At 39.5% G+C, this 18,250-nt stretch carries 18 protein-coding genes; 10 read left to right on the plus strand and 8 right to left on the minus strand.

Annotated features, from left to right (window positions below; all coding sequences use genetic code 11):
• Window positions 1-12: 12 nt before the first annotated feature.
• On the plus strand, window positions 13-738 hold the full coding sequence (locus U735_RS0105835; RefSeq protein WP_031442931.1) for an RDD family protein: 726 nt from the start codon (window positions 13-15) through the stop codon (window positions 736-738).
• 3 nt (window positions 739-741) lie between these two features.
• Window positions 742-1,359, plus strand: a complete 618-nt coding sequence (locus U735_RS0105840) for a trimeric intracellular cation channel family protein (protein ID WP_031442932.1) — start codon at window positions 742-744, stop codon at window positions 1,357-1,359.
• A gap of 81 nt (window positions 1,360-1,440) precedes the next feature.
• Here U735_RS0105840 and U735_RS0105845 read toward each other — a convergent pair whose 3' ends face one another.
• Window positions 1,441-2,166, minus strand: coding sequence for a peptidylprolyl isomerase (locus tag U735_RS0105845; RefSeq protein WP_031442933.1), 726 nt, complete (start codon window positions 2,164-2,166; stop codon window positions 1,441-1,443).
• A 73-nt stretch (window positions 2,167-2,239) separates the two neighbouring features.
• Between U735_RS0105845 and U735_RS0105850 the strand changes: the two genes are divergently transcribed.
• Together U735_RS0105850 and U735_RS0105855 are read left to right on the plus strand one after the other, a co-directional pair.
• A complete protein-coding gene (locus U735_RS0105850; RefSeq protein WP_316933002.1) occupies window positions 2,240-2,908 on the plus strand; it encodes an NUDIX hydrolase in 669 nt (222 codons plus the stop codon).
• A gap of 40 nt (window positions 2,909-2,948) precedes the next feature.
• A complete protein-coding gene (locus U735_RS0105855; protein ID WP_031442935.1) occupies window positions 2,949-3,752 on the plus strand; it encodes a lysophospholipid acyltransferase family protein in 804 nt (267 codons plus the stop codon).
• On the opposite strand, the gene U735_RS0105860 is transcribed toward U735_RS0105855, so the two are convergent.
• Together U735_RS0105860 and U735_RS0105865 are read right to left on the minus strand one after the other, a co-directional pair.
• A complete protein-coding gene (locus U735_RS0105860; protein ID WP_051891883.1) occupies window positions 3,749-4,396 on the minus strand; it encodes a hypothetical protein in 648 nt (215 codons plus the stop codon). The two genes, U735_RS0105855 and U735_RS0105860, sit on opposite strands and share 4 nt — an antisense overlap.
• Window positions 4,397-4,400: 4 nt before the next feature.
• On the minus strand, window positions 4,401-4,895 hold the full coding sequence (locus U735_RS0105865; protein ID WP_031442937.1) for an RNA polymerase sigma factor: 495 nt from the start codon (window positions 4,893-4,895) through the stop codon (window positions 4,401-4,403).
• Window positions 4,896-5,156: 261 nt separating this feature from the next.
• On the opposite strand from U735_RS0105865, the gene U735_RS0105870 reads away from it, so the two are divergent.
• Complete coding sequence (locus tag U735_RS0105870; protein ID WP_031442938.1) at window positions 5,157-6,449, plus strand: NAD(P)/FAD-dependent oxidoreductase; 1,293 nt, start codon at window positions 5,157-5,159, stop codon at window positions 6,447-6,449.
• A 26-nt stretch (window positions 6,450-6,475) separates the two neighbouring features.
• Here the strand turns inward: U735_RS0105870 and xerD are convergent, their stop codons facing one another.
• Complete coding sequence (gene xerD, locus U735_RS0105875) at window positions 6,476-7,387, minus strand: site-specific tyrosine recombinase XerD (RefSeq protein ID WP_031442939.1); 912 nt, start codon at window positions 7,385-7,387, stop codon at window positions 6,476-6,478.
• Between the two features lie 212 nt (window positions 7,388-7,599).
• On the opposite strand from xerD, the gene aroQ reads away from it, so the two are divergent.
• Window positions 7,600-8,025 (plus strand): type II 3-dehydroquinate dehydratase, encoded by a 426-nt coding sequence (gene aroQ, locus U735_RS0105880; RefSeq protein ID WP_031442940.1) that lies wholly within the window; start codon window positions 7,600-7,602, stop codon window positions 8,023-8,025.
• 96 nt (window positions 8,026-8,121) lie between these two features.
• Here the strand turns inward: aroQ and U735_RS0105885 are convergent, their stop codons facing one another.
• The 4 genes from U735_RS0105885 to U735_RS0105900 form a co-directional block, all read right to left on the minus strand.
• Window positions 8,122-8,421 carry a DUF3817 domain-containing protein gene (locus tag U735_RS0105885; protein WP_031442941.1) on the minus strand — a complete coding sequence of 100 codons (300 nt, stop codon included), beginning with the start codon at window positions 8,419-8,421 and terminating at the stop codon, window positions 8,122-8,124.
• A 99-nt stretch (window positions 8,422-8,520) separates the two neighbouring features.
• Complete coding sequence (gene lpdA / locus U735_RS0105890; RefSeq protein WP_031442942.1) at window positions 8,521-9,912, minus strand: dihydrolipoyl dehydrogenase; 1,392 nt, start codon at window positions 9,910-9,912, stop codon at window positions 8,521-8,523.
• Window positions 9,913-10,188: 276 nt separating this feature from the next.
• Window positions 10,189-10,683: a peptide-methionine (R)-S-oxide reductase MsrB gene (msrB, locus tag U735_RS0105895; RefSeq protein ID WP_031442943.1), complete on the minus strand. Its 495-nt coding sequence runs from the start codon at window positions 10,681-10,683 to the stop codon at window positions 10,189-10,191.
• A 173-nt stretch (window positions 10,684-10,856) separates the two neighbouring features.
• Window positions 10,857-11,420 carry a collagen-like triple helix repeat-containing protein gene (locus U735_RS0105900; RefSeq protein WP_031442944.1) on the minus strand — a complete coding sequence of 188 codons (564 nt, stop codon included), beginning with the start codon at window positions 11,418-11,420 and terminating at the stop codon, window positions 10,857-10,859.
• A 180-nt stretch (window positions 11,421-11,600) separates the two neighbouring features.
• On the opposite strand from U735_RS0105900, the gene glgB reads away from it, so the two are divergent.
• From glgB to U735_RS0105920, 4 genes are all read left to right on the plus strand, one after another.
• A complete protein-coding gene (gene glgB / locus U735_RS0105905; protein WP_031442945.1) occupies window positions 11,601-13,496 on the plus strand; it encodes a 1,4-alpha-glucan branching protein GlgB in 1,896 nt (631 codons plus the stop codon).
• A gap of 98 nt (window positions 13,497-13,594) precedes the next feature.
• Entirely contained in the window at window positions 13,595-15,994 is a 2,400-nt protein-coding gene (locus U735_RS0105910; protein ID WP_031442946.1) for a glycoside hydrolase family 31 protein, read from the plus strand.
• Between the two features lie 40 nt (window positions 15,995-16,034).
• The gene (locus U735_RS0105915; RefSeq protein ID WP_031442947.1) at window positions 16,035-16,844 is read left to right on the plus strand and encodes a M48 family metallopeptidase; all 810 of its coding nucleotides are present in this window, start codon (window positions 16,035-16,037) and stop codon (window positions 16,842-16,844) included.
• A 73-nt stretch (window positions 16,845-16,917) separates the two neighbouring features.
• Entirely contained in the window at window positions 16,918-18,246 is a 1,329-nt protein-coding gene (locus tag U735_RS0105920; protein WP_031442948.1) for an MFS transporter, read from the plus strand.
• The last annotated feature ends 4 nt before the right edge of the window (window positions 18,247-18,250 follow it).

An 18,250-nucleotide genomic window follows, 5' to 3' on the forward strand; every position in this document is an offset into this window, starting at 1 on the left:
AATAGTATTAATATGTCCAAACTTCAAATCAATACAACGCAAAATGTAAACCTGGATTATAAAATTGTTGGTATTGGTGAAAGGATCGTAGCTTTTTTAATCGACGGATTTATACTATATCTCTATGCCGTACTGGTGCAGTTGATAGGAAGAGGCATAGGCTACGTGTTTGATGACAGTTGGACACAAATAGGATTGGTAAGCCTTATTTTTCTTCCTGCCATGTTTTATAGCTTAATATTGCACAGCCTTTTCAATGGGCAAACGGTGGGGAAAATGATCATGAAAATCAGGGTGGTAAGATTGGATGGGTCCCCTGTACATTGGTCCAATTTATTGGTAAGGTGGATGCTGCGGGTTGTGGATATTTGGCTTTTCTTTGGGTCCGTAGGGTTATTGACCATTTTATTTACGGATAAAAAACAAAGATTAGGGGACGCCGCTGCCGGTACTGTGGTCATTAGTACAAAGAATACAGTGAAAATTTCACATACTATTTTGGAAGATGTAGAGGAAACTTATGCTCCTAAGTTTACCAATGTTACCTTATTAACGGATAAAGATGTTCGTCTAATAAAGGAAACATATCAAATTGCCAAAAAAAGTAATGATTATAAGACTTTGAAGGCCTTAAGGGATAAGGTGGAAAGTCTTTTAAATTCCAATTCGGAGCTATATGACGTTCAATATATAGATACCGTATTAAAAGATTATAATTTTTATACCCAAAAATCATAGCCCATGTTCTATTTCATAATTGATATTTTAGGAATTATTTCCTTTGCTATTTCCGGAGTTTTGGTGGCTATGGACAAAAAGCTGGATCTTTTTGGAGTCTTTATCATTGCCTTTGTAACGGCAACCGGAGGTGGTACTTTAAGGGATTTGTTAATTGGCAATACTCCAGTATTATGGATGCAGGAACCCACCTATGTTTATGTTATTGCCGGAACCGTTGTTTTTGCTATAATTTTTAGGAATCAATTGAAATATGTACGCAGGTCTTTGTTCCTTTTTGATACTATTGGAATTGGTCTGTACACCATGGTTGGAATTTCGCATGGACTTCAGTCGGGCTTGCCTCCTGTTATGTGTATTGCCCTTGGTACTATAACCGCTTGTTTTGGAGGGGTAATACGGGATATATTATGCAATGAAATTCCGGTAATATTTAGGAAGGAAATTTATGCTACGGCCTGTATAATAGGGGGTGTTGGCTTTTTTCTTTTACGTAAGTTACCTTATGACGATGCGTATGCTTATGTGGCAACCATTTTAATAGTAATAAGTATCCGGTTAGTTGCGGTTAAATTTAAAATATCCCTTCCAAGCATATACCGTAGTCCCAAGGAAGGATAGTTGTAGTTAGGCTTAGGGCTTAGGTGGTGGCTGGTAATGGGACTACCTGCTTTCTACTCATTCCAAATTATTTATTCCCAATTAAAAAGCTTCAGCTTTTAAGATATATATGTTTTGGGAAGGCCAATCCCCATTGTCCACAGGTTGGCTGTTTATTTTATCTACCACATCCATGCCGTCTATGACCTGTCCAAAAGGGGTGTATCCACCGTCCAAATGATAGGAGCCGGGCTTGGTAACTACTATAAAAAATTCGTAGGGAGAGGCCAATTTATGGGGGTTGTTAATTTCACTGCTGGGCATGGAAACAACTCCCCTATGGTGTTTGTGTCCTTTTCTTGTATCCGGAGGTAAAAGATATCGGCCAATTTTTGACCTTTTTTCCGCAGTTTCCACATTATCGGCATTGCCTCCCTGAATTATAAAGTTTTTGACCACTCTATGGAAATAGGTGTTATTAAAATAACCCATTTTGGTAAGGTATATAAAGTTGGCTTTGTGATAGGGAACGTTATCGAACAACTCAATTGTAATGTCTCCTAGGCTAGTGGTAAGTTTTACCTTGTTCTCTTTTAAGGTTTTGCTATAATTGAAGAAAAACTCAATGGAATTATCCTCCGTGAGCTCAAAGGCTTTTTCTTCTTCTTTTTCTTCTTCCTCTACTTTTGGTGGCACTTCGGGAACAATGCTATCTTTTTTAATATTGTTTTGGGGGAGCTCGTTTTCTTTGTTGGTAGGCTGATCTTTGCAGCTCCCTAAAAGGAAAATAAACAATATTGCAAAAAGTGAAATCTCTTTAAATGTCATGTAATTTGTATTATTTTTTAAATCAGTGTTAAATGATCAATATCGCCCAAGGGTTGGTTGATTTTTAATTAATTTGCTGAAAATTACAAAAATAGAATTTGTGCATTTTGACGATTTTTCCAACAGAGTATCAAAAATAGAAAATCTAGAACTTCCGGGGAGTGCTTCGCATTATAAAATGGCCCCAATGTTCAGGATAAAGGAGTTGGAGTCCGGTAAAATCGTAAAGAAAAATCCAAGGCAGGCTGCAGTAATGGCGCTTTTTTACCCTAATATGGACTACCAGACCAACCTTCTTCTGATATTAAGAAATACCTATAAGGGCATACATAGCAATCAGATAGCTTTGCCCGGTGGAAAGGTAGAAAAGATAGACCTAAATTTGTTGGATACTGCCTTGCGTGAAACCCAGGAGGAAGTAGGGGCAGTTCGGGAGCAGATTACGGTAATCCGATCCATGAGTGAAATTTATATTCCTCCTAGCAATATTGAGGTTACGCCCTACTTGGGGCTATATAAAAAGGAGAAACCGTTTTTAAGACAGGCAGATGAGGTGGCAGCCATTGTTGAGGTTCCTTTGTATGATTTTATGGATGATAAGAAAATATTTCATCAAATTTTAAATACATCCTATGCCCAGAATGTAGAGGTACCGGCCTTTAAATTAAATGGTTATACGGTTTGGGGGGCAACGGCAATGATGTTAAGTGAAATCAAGGAATTGTTTAAACAAGTGTTATAAGGTACTTATTTTGTAATTTTGAATGTTAACAATAAAATATATGGGCCTGTTTAAGAAAAATCCGTTTGGACATAATTTGTTTTTAAAGAAGTGGCTTATTCGTATTCTGGCCGTTATAACACACAAAAGATATAGGGGATTTAATACTATTGAAATTGAGGGGTCGGATATTATTAGAAAACTGCCTCCACAGAATGTTCTTTTCGTAAGTAACCATCAGACCTATTTTGCCGATGTGGTAGCCATGTTCCACGTATTCAATGCCAGTTTAAGCGGTCGGGAAGACTCTATTAAAAATTTGGGGTATATATGGCAGCCCAAATTGAATATGTATTACGTGGCGGCGGCAGAAACCATGAAGAAGAGTCTGTTGACAAAAATCTTGGCATACGCGGGTTCTATAAGTGTAGAGCGGACCTGGCGGTCCGAAGGTCAGGATGTTAATCGGAAGGTTAAGTTTAGTGATATATCTAATATTGGTACTGCTCTCAATGATGGTTGGGTAATTACCTTTCCCCAAGGAACCACAACCCCCTGGAAACCGCTAAGAAAAGGAACATCCCATATTATAAAAAAATACAGGCCCGTGGTGGTCCCAGTGGTCATAGACGGTTTTAGAAGATCTTTTGATAAAAAAGGACTGCGTATTAAAAAGAAGGGTATTCTTCAGTCTATGGTAATCAAGGAACCATTGGATATTGATTATGAGAATGAATCTTTCGATTCCATAATTGAAAAATTGGAATATGCCATTGAGCAACATCCTTCCTTTTTAAAGGTTATTCCTAAAAGTGAGTTAATGGCCTACGAAGAAGAAAACAAAAAACGGAAATTCAGGGTTTAAATATCCATTTCCTTCAATTCCTTATAATTTTTATTAAGTTTCTTTAGGAGGATTCCGTAAAGTAAGAAATAAATGCATCCCATTACCAGGGTAACAACTATTCCTAAAACGACTACCGTAGATATCAAAATGGTCTTTAATTTCTCTGGGCTAATGTTTTCTGGCTGATAGTTATATCCCATGGCGACCATAGGGTCCTCGTTCAAGTATATTCCTACTGCCATGACGATAAAGGACATGAATATCAGGGACAAACAAAAAATAACATAGTATTTAACGGTCTTTCTGGTTTTTAAGATATTGGATAGAAGCTTTTTGGCATTGTCCAGAGTTGATATTTCCCTGTATCTTCTATAAAATTGAAAGATAAAATAAAGTACCACGGTGTATTGAAGCACGTTGGAAATCAATAAAAAATTCCCAAGGCCCAGATCTTTCCACACGGCCAAATTTTTGGACATGGATGGAAGAAAGTACAATAGGTGGGGCACTAAAAATTCAATAATGCTTATTAAGAAAATCCATTTAACGATAGAAGATGATTTCTTCCATATCATTTTATAAATATCATCAAAGGACAGTTGAGGCAATTGCTTGTCTTTCTTTTGCCAATCCCTTTTTAATAATTCCAGTTCATCCATCATATGGCTAGGGATTTAAAATTGTTTTTAACTTGTTCTTTATTCGGTTCATTTTCACTCTGGCATTTACCTCGGTAATACCCAAGGTTTCCGCAATTTCCCTATAGTCTTTGTCTTCCAGGTAAAGAAAGACCAAGGCCTTGTCTACATCCCCTAATTGCCTTACCGCATTGTACATCAGTTTAAGTTGTTGTTCTTCGGTAGGGTCGTATTCGTCTGCTGTTATTTTGAACATGACCGACTCATAATCTTGTGTCGGGATACTTTTTTTTGATTTTCTATATAATGTTATGGCAGTATTCAAGGCAACCCGATACATCCACGTACTAAATTTGGATTCTCCCCTAAACTTGGGATAGGCCTTCCATAATTGAATCGTTATTTCCTGAAACAAATCATTATGGGAGTCCCTATCATTGGTGTACAATGTACAGACCTTATGTACAATGTTTTGATTGCACTCTAATTCCGTAACGAATTGATGTTCCAAATCCTTGGTCACTCGGTTCTAGTAGTTAGTTGATGATTAGTAGTAGAAAATATAATTTTGTTACATCGAATATAAAAATTACTTTTTTAAAGTGGATATTTGAAAATTGTAGTGGATTTGCTTCATGGTAAATTATATTTCATCTATCCAAATGCTACAGTGGTTGGTCAAAGTTGTGTCCTGTGTTATTTGCGGGAGCCTAAATATATTTAAAACCAATATTCTTCTTCCCGATTAGTTTACGAATGTTTAAATTTACCCATATTTAGATGTATGAATATTCCTAAGACTAGTTTTCCAAGAATTGTCATTATAGGTGGTGGTTTTGCAGGTATTTCCATTGCCAAAGGATTGAAAAATAAAGAGGTGCAGGTAGTACTTCTGGATAAACATAATTATCATACTTTTCAGCCACTGCTATATCAAGTATCTACTGGTGGGTTGGAGCCAGATTCCATTGCTTATCCCATTCGAAAAGTTATAAAGGGCTATAACAATTTTTTCTTCAGGCTGGCCAATGTAGAGGAAATAAGAACCGAAGAAAATACTATCGTGACCAATATAGGTGCATTGGAATACGATTATTTGGTGATTGCTACTGGTTCTGAAACAAATTATTACGGGAATAGGGAGATTGAAATCAATAGTATGGCCATGAAAACCATACCCCAGTCCTTAAATCTAAGAAGTTTAATACTGGAAAATTTTGAGCAGGCACTTCTTACAGATCAGTATCATGAAAGGGATGCCCTAATGAATTTTGTTATTGTAGGTGCAGGACCTACTGGGGTGGAATTGGCCGGCGCTTTGGCGGAAATAAAAAAGGGGATTTTACCCAAGGACTATCCGGATTTGGACACGAGACGGGTACAAATTCACCTTATTCAATCCGGAGATCGCATTCTTAAGGAAATGAGTGAAAAAGCTTCCCAAAAAGCAGAAGATTTTTTGGAGGGCCTTGGGGTTCAAATTTGGAAAAACACAAGGGTAACGGGTTATGACGGCAAAACGGTCACCACGGATACCGATGTTGATTTTGAAACAGCTACCCTAGTATGGGCAGCTGGCGTAAAAGGGGTGGAGATCAAAGGTCTTAATGCCAAGGATCTATTGGTAGGAGGGAGTAGGATTCCGGTGGACGAATTTAATAAGGTTAAAGGACATAATAATATTTTTGCTGTAGGGGATGTGGCCTGTATGCAGACCGAGGATACGCCCAAAGGGCATCCCATGATGGCCCAGCCAGCCATGCAGCAAGGAAAGAATCTGGGTGAGAACTTAGTGCGATTATTGGAAAACAAGCCCTTGGAGCCCTTCGTGTACAGAGACAAGGGTAGTATGGCCACCATAGGTAGGAACAAGGCAGTGGTGGATATGAAGAATATTAGGTTCCAAGGTGTATTTGCCTGGTTTGTTTGGATGTTCGTGCACCTTTTCTTTCTTATTGGGTTCAGGAACAGAATGGTGGTCTTCGTGAACTGGGTTTATAATTATGTTCGGTTCGATCGGGAGGCCCGATTGATCATAAGGCCCTTCAATAGAAATTATAGTGCCTTTAAGGATTAGAAATATTTAACCGCCAGTACAATTGTCTAATCGGATGTCCCACTTTTTCTGGGATGGTACTTGTTCATTACTTCGGCCAAATGTGTGCGGTCTACATGCATATAAACTTCCGTAGTGGTTATGCTCTCATGGCCGAGCATTTGTTGAATGGCCCGCAAATCTGCCCCATTCTGCAATAAGTGGGTGGCAAAGGAATGTCTAAAGGTGTGGGCACTTATGCTTTTTTGTAGCCCAATATCCTGTGCAAGTTGTTTAATAATGGTAAATATCATGGCACGGGTCAATTTATTCCCTCGGCGGTTTAAAAACAGGACATCTTCAGACCCTTTTTTAATTGACATGTGTACACGTATTTCCTTTCTGTAGATATTTATATATTTTTTGTTGATTTCGCTTATGGGAACAAAACGTTGCTTGTCACCTTTACCGGTAACCTTTATAAAATCCTCCTCAAAATAAAGGTCAGATAGTTTTAAGTCCAATAACTCGGAAACCCTAAGTCCGCAGCCATAAAGTGTTTCAAGAATGGCCCTATTGCGCTCTCCTTCCGGTTTGGAAAGGTCTATGGCCCCAATAAGTTCATTGATTTCTTCCTCAGAAAGGGTATCTGGGAGTTTGCGGCCAACTTTAGGGGATTCTATCAATTCCATGGGATTGTCCTGGCGATAATCCTCGAAGACCAGGTAATTGAAAAAGCTCTTTAATCCAGATATTACCCTTGCCTGGGACCTAGGATTTACATTTTTTGCCAGTTCGTAAATAAATTGTTGAATGGTGCTCTTGTGAATATTTATAGGCGTTTCCACAATTTGATGGGCTTCAAGGAACAGCATTAATTTCTCAACATCCAGAACGTAGTTGCTAATGGAATTCTTGGATAGTCCTCGTTCCAAATTTAGGTAATGTTGAAAATCCTGAAGGGCTCGATTCCATTTCATAGGCTAAATATAATGGACTTTTTTGGGTTGAAATAGTTTAGGTACATGAACTATTGTTTCAACCGATTAATATTTGATCTTTCCTTAGGCTTGTATTGTCGATTACTATTTGATGGTGATAAAAACCGCCTTAAATGAAATACTTTTTTACGGAGTGATTAATACTCCATGCCCCTCTTTTTTTATGAATTACATTTTCATACATTTATCCCATGAAGATTATTATTATTAACGGACCAAACCTTAACCTTTTGGGCAAACGGGAGCCAGAGGTTTACGGAAAGACAACTTTTGAGGAGTATTTTGCCACCTTGCAGTTCAAGTTTAAGGAGGTGCAATTGGAATATTATCAATCCAATATAGAAGGGGAGATCATAAATAAATTGCACGATTGCGGTTTTGAAGGATACGAAGGCATTATTTTGAATGCCGGTGCATATACCCACACCTCCATTGGCATTGGTGATGCCATAAAGGGAATAACAACCCCTGTGGTGGAAGTACATATTAGCAATACTTTTGGACGGGAAGAGTTTAGACATACCTCTTATATTTCCCCTGCAGCCAAAGGTGTAATTTTAGGCTTCGGGCTTAAAAGTTACGACCTGGCCATTCAAAGCTTTTTAAATAAAGGCTAGGGTTGATGATTGGGTAAAAAAAACAATCCAAGTCGTTTTCAATAATTAAACAATATCAGTGACGTACATTTGTGCCTACTGAAAACTGTCCACTACCTACTGCCCGCTATTGAGGGCCATCTGCGGCTTCAAATACTTCTTGTCCACATAAAAAGTGCCAAAAGGTACAAGGGAAGCAATAAATAGAATGGCAAACATTTTTAGGTCCCACTTTTTCTCAACACAGACTACGATTGCCAATACTACATAGGCCATGAAAAGAAAGCCATGGGCATAACCAATATAGATATTGGGTTCCGGTATTTGTGCTAAATATTTTAGGGGCATCCCAATGCCAAAAAGCAATAGATAGGAAATACCTTCAAGAATTGCGGTAAGACTAAAAATTTTCAACATATCTTTTTTGGTGAGGTTTGTAATCAAATTATTTTTTTAGACCCGTCAGGTTTCAAAAACTGACGGGTCTAAATAGGTAAAGAAAATTTAAGCCTTTAACTATATATGTATTACTTCCCCATAGGCATGTGCTACAGCTTCCATTACAGCTTCACTCATGGTAGGGTGGGGGTGTACTGCTTTTAGGATCTCATGTCCCGTAGTTTCCAGTTTGCGGGCCACTACTGCTTCGGCAATCATGTCCGTAACACCTGCACCGATCATATGGCATCCTAGCCATTCGCCGTATTTGGCATCGAAAATTACTTTTACAAAGCCGTCCTTGTTACCGGAGGCACTGGCTTTTCCACTAGCTGAGAATGGGAATTTACCAACTTTAATTTCATATCCTTTTTCAATAGCCTGTTTTTCGGTCAAACCAACAGAGGCAATTTCAGGAGAGCAGTAGGTACAGCCAGGAATGTTACCGTAATCCAATGGCTCCACATGCATATCCGCAAGTTTCTCAACACAAAGTATTCCTTCTGCCGAGGCAACGTGGGCCAAGGCCTGTCCTGGGGTTACATCACCAATGGCGAAGTATCCCGGAATATTGGTCTGATAATAATCGTTCACTAAAATTTTATCCCTATCCGTTGCAATACCAACATTTTCCAAACCAATATTTTCAATATTGGTCTTGATACCTACGGCCGACAATACGATATCGGCCTCAAGAATTTCTTCGCCTTTGCTGGTTTTGACAGTGGCCTTCACTCCAGGGCCAGAGGTATCTACCTTGGTTACCTCTGAGGAGGTCATAATCTTTATTCCGGTCTTTTTAAGACTGCGCTCCAATTGTTTGGAAACTTCTTCATCCTCTACCGGTACTACATTGGGCAAAAACTCTACTACGGTTACTTCTGTACCCATAGCATTGTAGAAATAGGCAAACTCTATGCCAATGGCCCCACTACCAACAACAAGCATTTTCTTCGGTTGCTTGTCTAAGGACATGGCCTCACGGTAGCCTATAATTTTTTTACCATCCTGCGGTAAACTGGGTAGTTCCCTACTGCGTGCACCTGTAGCAATAATTATATTATTGGCCGAATATTCGGTTTCTTTACCATCATCCGACTTAACACTTACTTTTTTACCTGGTTTCAAGGTTCCATAACCGTTAATGACTTCAATTTTATTTTTTTTCATCAAAAATTGAACGCCCTTGCTCATGCCTTCTGCTACGTTTCTGCTTCTCTTGACCACCGCATTAAAGTCCTTGTCCACACCTTCGGCCTTGAGTCCATAATCGGCTGCATGAAGCAAATATTCGAAAACCTGAGCGGATTTCAATAATGCTTTGGTAGGGATACATCCCCAATTTAAACAAACGCCACCTAGACTTTCTTTTTCTATAATGGCAGTCTTAAATCCCAATTGAGAGGCTCTGATTGCGGCTACATAACCTCCAGGACCACTACCTAATACAATAATATCGAAATTGCTCATTTATATTTTTTTTGGTAAATAAATTATGAAGTCGCAAAGTTACAAAACCATACTGAATCCACACAGGGACCATTTTAAATTAATTGGAATAAAAAAGGCGGACCTATAAAATTTGGGAATCCACAGTGGGCAGTGGCAGTGGGCAGTTTTTTTGCTTATGGCTTACGGCCTATAGTTTACCGCATACTCTCACCTTAGCACCCAATCCTTGAAAAGGAAATCCATTCCGTTCCACAACCCATCCAGGTAGGCTGGGATGTTTATTCAGTGCATAGTCTAGTCTTTGGGCACAAAATTTAAGGCCGCACCGTTAATACAATGTCTCTTACCTGTGGTCTTTCTGGGGCCATCGTCAAAAACGTGGCCTAAGTGACCACCGCAAGTGGCGCAATGTTCTTCAGTTCTGGCATAGCCCAGATTATAATCAACATCAAAAGCAACATTTCCCTTTATCTCTCGGTCAAAACTAGGCCATCCCGTTCCGGAATCAAATTTGTGCTCGCTTTTGAAAAGCTCTGTCCCACAGGCAGCACAGGTGTAGACCCCCTTTTGTTTGTTGTTCAACAATTCGCTCGATCCAGGGTTCTCTGTTCCTGCTTTTCTAAGGACATAAAACTGCATGTCCGTAAGCTGTTTTCTCCACTCTGCTTCAGTTTTGGTAACTTTAAACTGTTCCTTTTTTTTGGTTTCCAATTTGGTAGCCTCTTTTTCCTGTGAGGTTCCCTTGCATCCAATGAAAATTACACAAAGTGCGAATATTATTTTTTTCATAGCGTATTATGTTTTTTTTTTTTTTTTTTTTGAGCTTCCTACATTTAGACGAAATTAATGTGGCTTCCTTTCATTCCTTGACTTAGGCCAATTCTAAAGTTGAGATCCCAATGTATAAAAATAGCCCTTATTTCTTGAAGGAAATAAGGGCCAATTGGATTTTTGAGCGAATTTTAGTTCAATTTATATCGCTTTACGTCGTTTTCTTCAATACCTATAGTATTCATAACGGCATTGATATTGGATTTGTCCAATTTGGAACCTGCCAACTTTTCTGCGGGTAAAATGGCTATTCTAAAAACTTGGTTCTGGGTATCTGCTGCATTGAGTGTACCTAAGTCAAAATCACCGTCAAGGAAAATTCTTACGTCCAAAAAGGTATGGTCATAGTTGTATTGTAAAATTCCTTGATCCAATAATACGGTTTGGGGTAAAAGACGCCACACATCAATAGGTGGTTCATTGCCGCCATCCAACTGTTCCCATAAGATATAAACCAAAACAACATCTGTTTCAAAAACTTCTACAGTTTGTGGGAACTGATATGTTATGGCATAATCGCTAGGATTAAAATCGCCCTCAATATCTATGACGGTTCCCAAAATGTTTACACCGTCCAAGCCGTCCTCTCCGTCCTGTCCGTCAAAACCGTCAAAGCCAGGAGGGCCTGCCGGTCCTTCGCAGGAGATAAAAAATAAAGCAATAAATGCGCCGAGTAATAAGGTAACTTTTTTCATAATAATTATTTTAGGGATTAATCAATTTCTATAAATGTTATTGTATTTTTATTGTAGTTTCAAAAAGCGTTCCAATTTTTATATCTATACTTGCATAGTTAGGTTTTAAAGAAAACTTGTTGTTCTTATATCCAAGATATGGAACAAAGTTGTCTTAACTGTGCACTAAATAACGTAATCATGACCAAAGTAGTATCCCATAGTTTATTTACGGATTTTGATATTAATCTATTCAAGGCGGGCAAACATTTCAAATTATATGAAAAGTTGGGATCCCACCTTATTGAAGTCAACGGGGTAAAAGGCACTTATTTTGCCGTTTGGGCGCCTTCGGCGCGCTCTGTTTCAGTTGTCGGCGATTTTAACAATTGGTACGAAGCAGACCATCAACTCTATGTGCGCTGGGACGGCAGTGGTATCTGGGAGGGATTTGTGCCCGATTTGGGAAAAGGTACTCTGTACAAATATATTATTCACTCTACGAATCATGGAGTGGTAACGGAAAAGGCAGACCCCTTTGCCCGAAGCTGTGAACATCCGCCTATGACGGCATCCGTAGTTTGGGAAGATAAACACAAATGGGGAGACGAAAGCTGGATGAAGTCCAGGAAGGAAAAAAACGCCCTGGATAAACCATTTGCTGTTTATGAAGTTCATTTGGGATCTTGGAAGCGAAAATCCAACAATGATTATATGACCTATACGGAATTTGCCGAAGATTTGGTGAAATACGTTAAGGAGATGAATTTTACCCATGTGGAGTTTATGCCCATAATGGAGTATCCATATGATCCGTCATGGGGATATCAATTAACGGGCTATTTTGCCCCTACCTCGAGATTCGGAAAACCTGAAGGGTTTAAACTGTTGGTAGATGCATTGCACCAAAATGGGATTGGGGTTATCTTGGACTGGGTACCTTCGCATTTTCCGGAAGATGCCCATGGTTTGGGATTTTTTGACGGTTCCCACCTTTATGAGCACCCCGATAGTAGAAGGGGCTATCATCCCGATTGGAAAAGTTTGATATTTAATTACGGTAGAAATGAGGTAAGGGCATTTTTGATCAGTAATGCCATGTTTTGGTTAGATCAATTCCATGCCGATGCACTGCGTGTAGACGCGGTAGCCTCCATGCTATATTTGGATTATTCCAGGGATGAGGGTCAGTGGGAGCCCAATATATATGGTAATAACGAAAATTTGGAGGCGATTTCGTTTATAAGGGAACTTAATGAAACCGTTTATTCCAGTTTTGAGGGAATACAGATGATTGCGGAAGAATCTACCTCCTTTTCAATGGTATCTAAACCAGTGAGTATGGGAGGTCTTGGTTTTGGTATGAAATGGATGATGGGATGGATGCACGATACCTTGGAATATTTTAAAAAAGAACCAATTTATAGGAAACACCATCAAAACGATTTGACCTTTAGTGCAACCTATGCCTTTACGGAGAATTTTATGTTGCCATTCTCCCATGATGAAGTGGTCTATGGTAAACAGTCCCTGTTGTATAGGATGCCGGGAGATGAATGGCAGCGTTTTGCCAACTTGAGATTGCTTTTTGGATATATGTATACCCATCCCGGGGCCAACTTAATTTTCATGGGTGGAGAATTTGGGCAATCTTCGGAATGGAATTTTCAAAAAAGTTTGGATTGGCATCTTTTGCAATACGACTTCCATAGTGGAATTCAAAAATTAGTGAAGGACTTGAACAAATTATATCAGGAGTATCCCGCCCTTTACGAGAAACAATTTAGTCCGGAAGGTTTTCAATGGATAGATTATGGGGACCATCAAAATTCTGTACTAACCTATATTAGAAAAGGAATTAACCCCAAGGAAAATATCTATGTAGCCTGTAATTTTACCCCGGTTCCACGGGAAAAATATAGAATGGGAATTTCCAAAACCGGGCAATTAAAGGAAATTTTCAATAGTGACGATACCAAATATGGCGGTTCAGGAATGAAAAACGGCACATTGAAAATTGGTAAAACTGCTTGGCATGGATATGATAAGTCCGTGGAAATCAATATTCCACCACTCGGAGTGGTCGTTTTTAAGTGATTTCAGGTATTATAACCTTACAGAATATAATTGCACCGCATATCATTTCTTTAATTCATATGAATGTATTTTTTTTGTATTCGCAAATTTAACCACCCATGATCACTAATACTGAACTTGAATACAAAGGCAATTTATACCCCAATACAATTGTTGAATTTCACAGGGATACGGATAAATTGTATTTCACCACCTCGAATGGGGTAATTTTGGAGATGACAATCTTGAGGGACAGTATATTTAGATTTAGATATGCTACCGAAAATATTTTTGAGCCCGATTTTTCATATGCCATCAGCGAAAATGTTAGTGTTGGATTTAATCACCTTAAGGTAGAGGAGACTCCTACTGAATATTTGGTATACACGGCCAAACTAAAAGTGCTTGTAGATAAAAAGACCCTGAGGACCCAGATTTCGGATCTTGATGGCAATATTATTAATGAGGATGAGCTTGGTTTTCATTGGGAAGAGAATTATGAGTTTGGGGGGAATTCGGTAAAAATGAGCAAGATTACCCAAAATGCCGAGAGTTTTTACGGCTTGGGGGATAAAGCAACGCATTCCAACCTTAAAGGAAAACGAGTAAGTAATTGGGTCACGGATCAATACGCCTATGGCAAGGACCAAGATCCTTTATACAAGGCTATTCCATTTTTTATAGGCCTGCACAACAATAAGTCCTACGGTATTTTCTTTGACAATACCTTTAAAACCAATTTCGATTTCGCGCATGAGCGGAGAAATGTAACCAGTTTTTGGGCAGATGGGGGAGAGATGAATTATTATTTTATCTACGGTCCCCAAATGAGCCAAGTGGTCAAAGCCTACACCAATTTAACCGGGACGCCAGAGCTGCCGCCTATGTGGGCTATGGGTTACCATCAATCCAAATGGAGCTACTATCCGGAAAGTAACGTTAGGGCCATAGCCAAGAATTTTCGAAAAATGAGGATTCCTTGTGATGCCATTTATTTGGACATTGATTATATGGACGGATTTAGGTGTTTTACATGGGATAAATCCCGTTTTCCAAATCCTAAAAAAATGATTTCGGATTTGGAGGAAAAAGGGTTCAAGACGGTTGTAATGATCGATCCGGGAATCAAAATAGATAAGGATTATTGGGTATATCAAGAGGCTATTGAAAATGATTATTTCTGCAAACGTGCCGATGGTGCGTTTATGAAAGGCAAGGTATGGCCCGGAGAATGTAATTTTCCGGATTTTACCAATCCCCAGGTCAGGGAATGGTGGGCCGAGCTTTATAAGGAAATGATGTCGGAAATAGGAGTACATGCGGTTTGGAACGATATGAACGAACCTGCGGTTATGGAGGTGCCCACCAAGACAGCACCTTTGGATACACGTCATGATTATGATGGACATCCATGTTCACATAGAAAGGCCCACAATGTATATGGAATGCAGATGGTGCGTGCTACCTATGAGGGCATTAAGAAGTATGTATATCCCAAGAGGCCCTTTGTAATAACAAGGGCAGCATTTGCGGGGACCCAACGGTTCTCTTCTACATGGACGGGCGATAATGTGGCCACCTGGGAACATTTATGGATTGCGAATGTACAGGCGCAGCGCATGTGTATGAGCGGATATTCATTCGTTGGTTCGGATATTGGTGGTTTTGCAGAACAACCTAATGGCGAGCTGTTTGCCAGATGGATTCAATTGGGGGTTTTTCATCCTTTCTGCAGAGTGCATTCCAGTGGCGATCACGGCGATCAGGAGCCATGGTCCTTTGATGATGAGGTAACCAACATTGTGCGTAAATTTATAGAATTGCGCTACCAACTTTTGCCATATTTGTACACTATGTTCTACAGGTATTCCAAGGAAGGGGTGCCTATGTTAAAACCATTGGTGCATTTTGATCAAGAGGATCATCAGACGCATTTTAGGACCGATGAGTTTATTTTTGGGGAACAAATTTTGATATGTCCGGTTCATGAACCCAATGCCCAAGGTAGAAGGATGTACCTGCCCAGAGGTACTTGGTACAATTATTGGACCAATGAAGCTGTGGTTGGTGGTATGGAGAAATGGGTGGTTGCCGGTTTGGATAAAATTCCAATCTTCATTAAGGAAGGGGCTATGATCCCAAAATATCCGGTTCAACAATACGTTGGTGAACTGGAAATAAAAGAAATGGTCTTGGATGTGTACTTTAAAAATGGTGTGGAAACCTCAACGGTCTATGAGGATGGACAGGATGGGTACGATTACAAAAAAGGAAGGTACAGCCTTAGAAACTTTAATTTAAAGGGGAAAGCAAACGAACTGCTTATTCAGCAGTTTAAGGATGGCAGTTTTATAACTTCCTATGAAACCTTTAAAATTAATCTTCATGGACTGCCCTTTAAGATCAAGAAAATACAAATAGATAATGAGTTTGTGGATCTGAAGGATGTTAAGTTAAACGGGAATAACAATATTCATATCAGCAAGGATTTTACTTTATTGCACATTATTGGTGCGTAATTTTTTTGTAATTTTCGGGGAATAAATATCTAATCGCAAGATGAAAAAAATAGTTTTAATAATAATGGTCTTTTTAGGGGTGGCAGCCTGCAAGACCAATCCTTTTACTGGGCAAAAGGTTTTGAACTTTTACCCTAACAGTCAAATTTTTCCAACGGCTTTTGCCCAATATGACCAATTTCTTGGAGAGAACAAGGTAATAACCGGAACGGATGATGCAAAAATGATAACCAAAACAGGTCAGCGTATTGCCGCGGCAGCTGAACGTTGGTTAACTGCCAATGGCTATCCTGGTTACCTAAAGGATTACAAATGGGAATATAATTTGGTGAATGATGAGACAGTGAACGCTTGGTGTATGCCTGGAGGTAAAATTGTTTTCTATACCGGGATACTTCCGATATGTAAGGGAGAGACCGGAGTAGCAGTGGTAATGGGCCATGAGGTGGCCCACGCCTTGGCAGACCATGGAGCACAACGGATGAGTGCCGGCACTTTGCAGCAGTTGGGAGCCGTGGCCGGTAACGTGGCCATTCAGGATGAACAAAAAAGGAACATATTCAATCAGGCGTATGGAATCGGGTCCCAGGTTGGGGTAATGCTTCCTTTTAGCAGAAGCCATGAGACAGAAGCGGATAGAATAGGTTTACAAATTATGGCCATTGCAGGCTATAATCCAGATGAAGCTGCGGAACTTTGGAAGAGAATGCAGGCCAATAGTGGAGGTAGTGCACCGCCCGAGTTTTTAAGTACCCACCCTTCCAATGAGACCCGTATCGCCAATCTTACGGAATGGGCGCCATTAGCTAGGCAGGAAGCGGCTAAATTTGGTGTTACCTCTTTTCAATAGTGATAGGCAAATTAAAAATAAAGAACTAATTTCAATTGGGAAGCTGCTCTTATAGGAGCAGCTTTTTTTATATATGACTCGAATCCTTCCTATAAAGGGCAGTAAAAAATTATTGAACGCTTGGGCATTTTATGATTGGGCCAATTCTGTTTATAGCCTTGTAATTTCGTCTGCCATATTTCCAATATTTTATGGCGCCCTGTTTCGAGTGGCCGAAATAGAGAAAGTTACAGTTTTTGGTGGCGAAATTGCTAGGGCACCCCTAATTAGCTATGTTACCTCGGCAGCGTTTCTGTTTATAGCTTTAATTACACCAGTTTTATCTGGTATTTCGGACTATTTGGGGAACAAAAGGCTCTTTATGAAGTTATTTTGTTACTTGGGGGCCTTTTCCTGCATTGGGCTATTCTGGTTTTCCCTAGAGAATATTTACTTCAGTCTGGGTTGTTATTTTTTTGGATTGGTGGGATTTTGGGTAAGTTTTGCTTTTAACAACTCTTACCTGCCCGATATTGCTTTTCCAGGACAACAGGATAGAATTAGTGCAAAAGGCTTTTCGCTAGGCTATATAGGAAGTGTTATTTTGTTGCTATTTAATTTGGCAATGGTCATGAAGCCCAATCTCTTTGGGATAGAAACAGACGCTGGCGGAATCGCGGAAATTAAGGCTATGAGGTATTCTTTTCTAACGGTTGGCCTTTGGTGGATAGGGTTTTCCCAGTATAGTTTTTATTTTCTTCCCAAGGGGTTTAAAAGGGAAGGGGCTAGGAAAAATATAATTCTTAATGGTTTTAGGGAGCTGAAGAATGTATGGCATCAAATGGGAGGGCAAATAAAATTGAAGCGATATTTGGCCGCCTTTTTTGTCTATAGCATGGCCGTACAGACTGTGATGTTGATTGCCACCTATTTTGGGGAAGAGGAAATTAAATGGTCTTCAGATTCCGAAAGGACTACAGGATTGATTGTAAGTATCCTTCTTATTCAGCTTGTTGCCATAGCGGGAGCAACACTTACTGCCAAGGCATCCAAAACCTTCGGCAATATTGGGACACTTATTGTGGTGAATATCCTCTGGGTATTGATTTGCATTTATGCTTATTTTTTGATTACGCCTATCGATTTTTATATAGCGGCAGGCTGCGTCGGAATAGTTATGGGCGGGATTCAGGCACTCTCCAGGTCTACTTATTCCAAATTTATACCCGAAACCATAGATACGGCATCATTTTTTAGCTTTTATGATGTAGCGGAAAAGATAGGGATTGTTATAGGTACCTTCTTATATGGTTTTGCGGCCCAATACTTCGGAAGTATGCGATACGCCATTATTTTGCTTGGGTTGTTTTTTATGGCAGGCGCATTTCTTCTGACCAGGGTAAATAGTGCCAGGCAAACCTAAGTTA

Origin of the sequence: Arenibacter algicola (assembly GCF_000733925.1) — a bacterium.
Classification (GTDB): Bacteria; Bacteroidota; Bacteroidia; order Flavobacteriales; family Flavobacteriaceae; genus Arenibacter; species Arenibacter algicola.

What these genes read in the sequence shown, in the direction of transcription:
- U735_RS0105885 (WP_031442941.1), bottom strand. Translation starts at nt 8,421, where the DNA reads ATGTTGAAAATTTTTAGTCTTACCGCAATTCTTGAAGGTATTTCCTAT.
- U735_RS0105845 (WP_031442933.1), bottom strand. Translation starts at nt 2,166, where the DNA reads ATGACATTTAAAGAGATTTCACTTTTTGCAATATTGTTTATTTTCCTT.
- U735_RS0105870 (WP_031442938.1), top strand. Translation starts at nt 5,157, where the DNA reads ATGAATATTCCTAAGACTAGTTTTCCAAGAATTGTCATTATAGGTGGT.
- U735_RS0105855 (WP_031442935.1), top strand. Translation starts at nt 2,949, where the DNA reads ATGGGCCTGTTTAAGAAAAATCCGTTTGGACATAATTTGTTTTTAAAG.
- msrB (WP_031442943.1), bottom strand. Translation starts at nt 10,683, where the DNA reads ATGAAAAAAATAATATTCGCACTTTGTGTAATTTTCATTGGATGCAAG.
- U735_RS0105860 (WP_051891883.1), bottom strand. Translation starts at nt 4,396, where the DNA reads ATGATGGATGAACTGGAATTATTAAAAAGGGATTGGCAAAAGAAAGAC.
- U735_RS0105915 (WP_031442947.1), top strand. Translation starts at nt 16,035, where the DNA reads ATGAAAAAAATAGTTTTAATAATAATGGTCTTTTTAGGGGTGGCAGCC.
- U735_RS0105910 (WP_031442946.1), top strand. Translation starts at nt 13,595, where the DNA reads ATGATCACTAATACTGAACTTGAATACAAAGGCAATTTATACCCCAAT.
- U735_RS0105920 (WP_031442948.1), top strand. Translation starts at nt 16,918, where the DNA reads ATGACTCGAATCCTTCCTATAAAGGGCAGTAAAAAATTATTGAACGCT.
- lpdA (WP_031442942.1), bottom strand. Translation starts at nt 9,912, where the DNA reads ATGAGCAATTTCGATATTATTGTATTAGGTAGTGGTCCTGGAGGTTAT.
- glgB (WP_031442945.1), top strand. Translation starts at nt 11,601, where the DNA reads ATGACCAAAGTAGTATCCCATAGTTTATTTACGGATTTTGATATTAAT.
- xerD (WP_031442939.1), bottom strand. Translation starts at nt 7,387, where the DNA reads ATGAAATGGAATCGAGCCCTTCAGGATTTTCAACATTACCTAAATTTG.
- U735_RS0105900 (WP_031442944.1), bottom strand. Translation starts at nt 11,420, where the DNA reads ATGAAAAAAGTTACCTTATTACTCGGCGCATTTATTGCTTTATTTTTT.
- U735_RS0105835 (WP_031442931.1), top strand. Translation starts at nt 13, where the DNA reads ATGTCCAAACTTCAAATCAATACAACGCAAAATGTAAACCTGGATTAT.
- U735_RS0105840 (WP_031442932.1), top strand. Translation starts at nt 742, where the DNA reads ATGTTCTATTTCATAATTGATATTTTAGGAATTATTTCCTTTGCTATT.
- aroQ (WP_031442940.1), top strand. Translation starts at nt 7,600, where the DNA reads ATGAAGATTATTATTATTAACGGACCAAACCTTAACCTTTTGGGCAAA.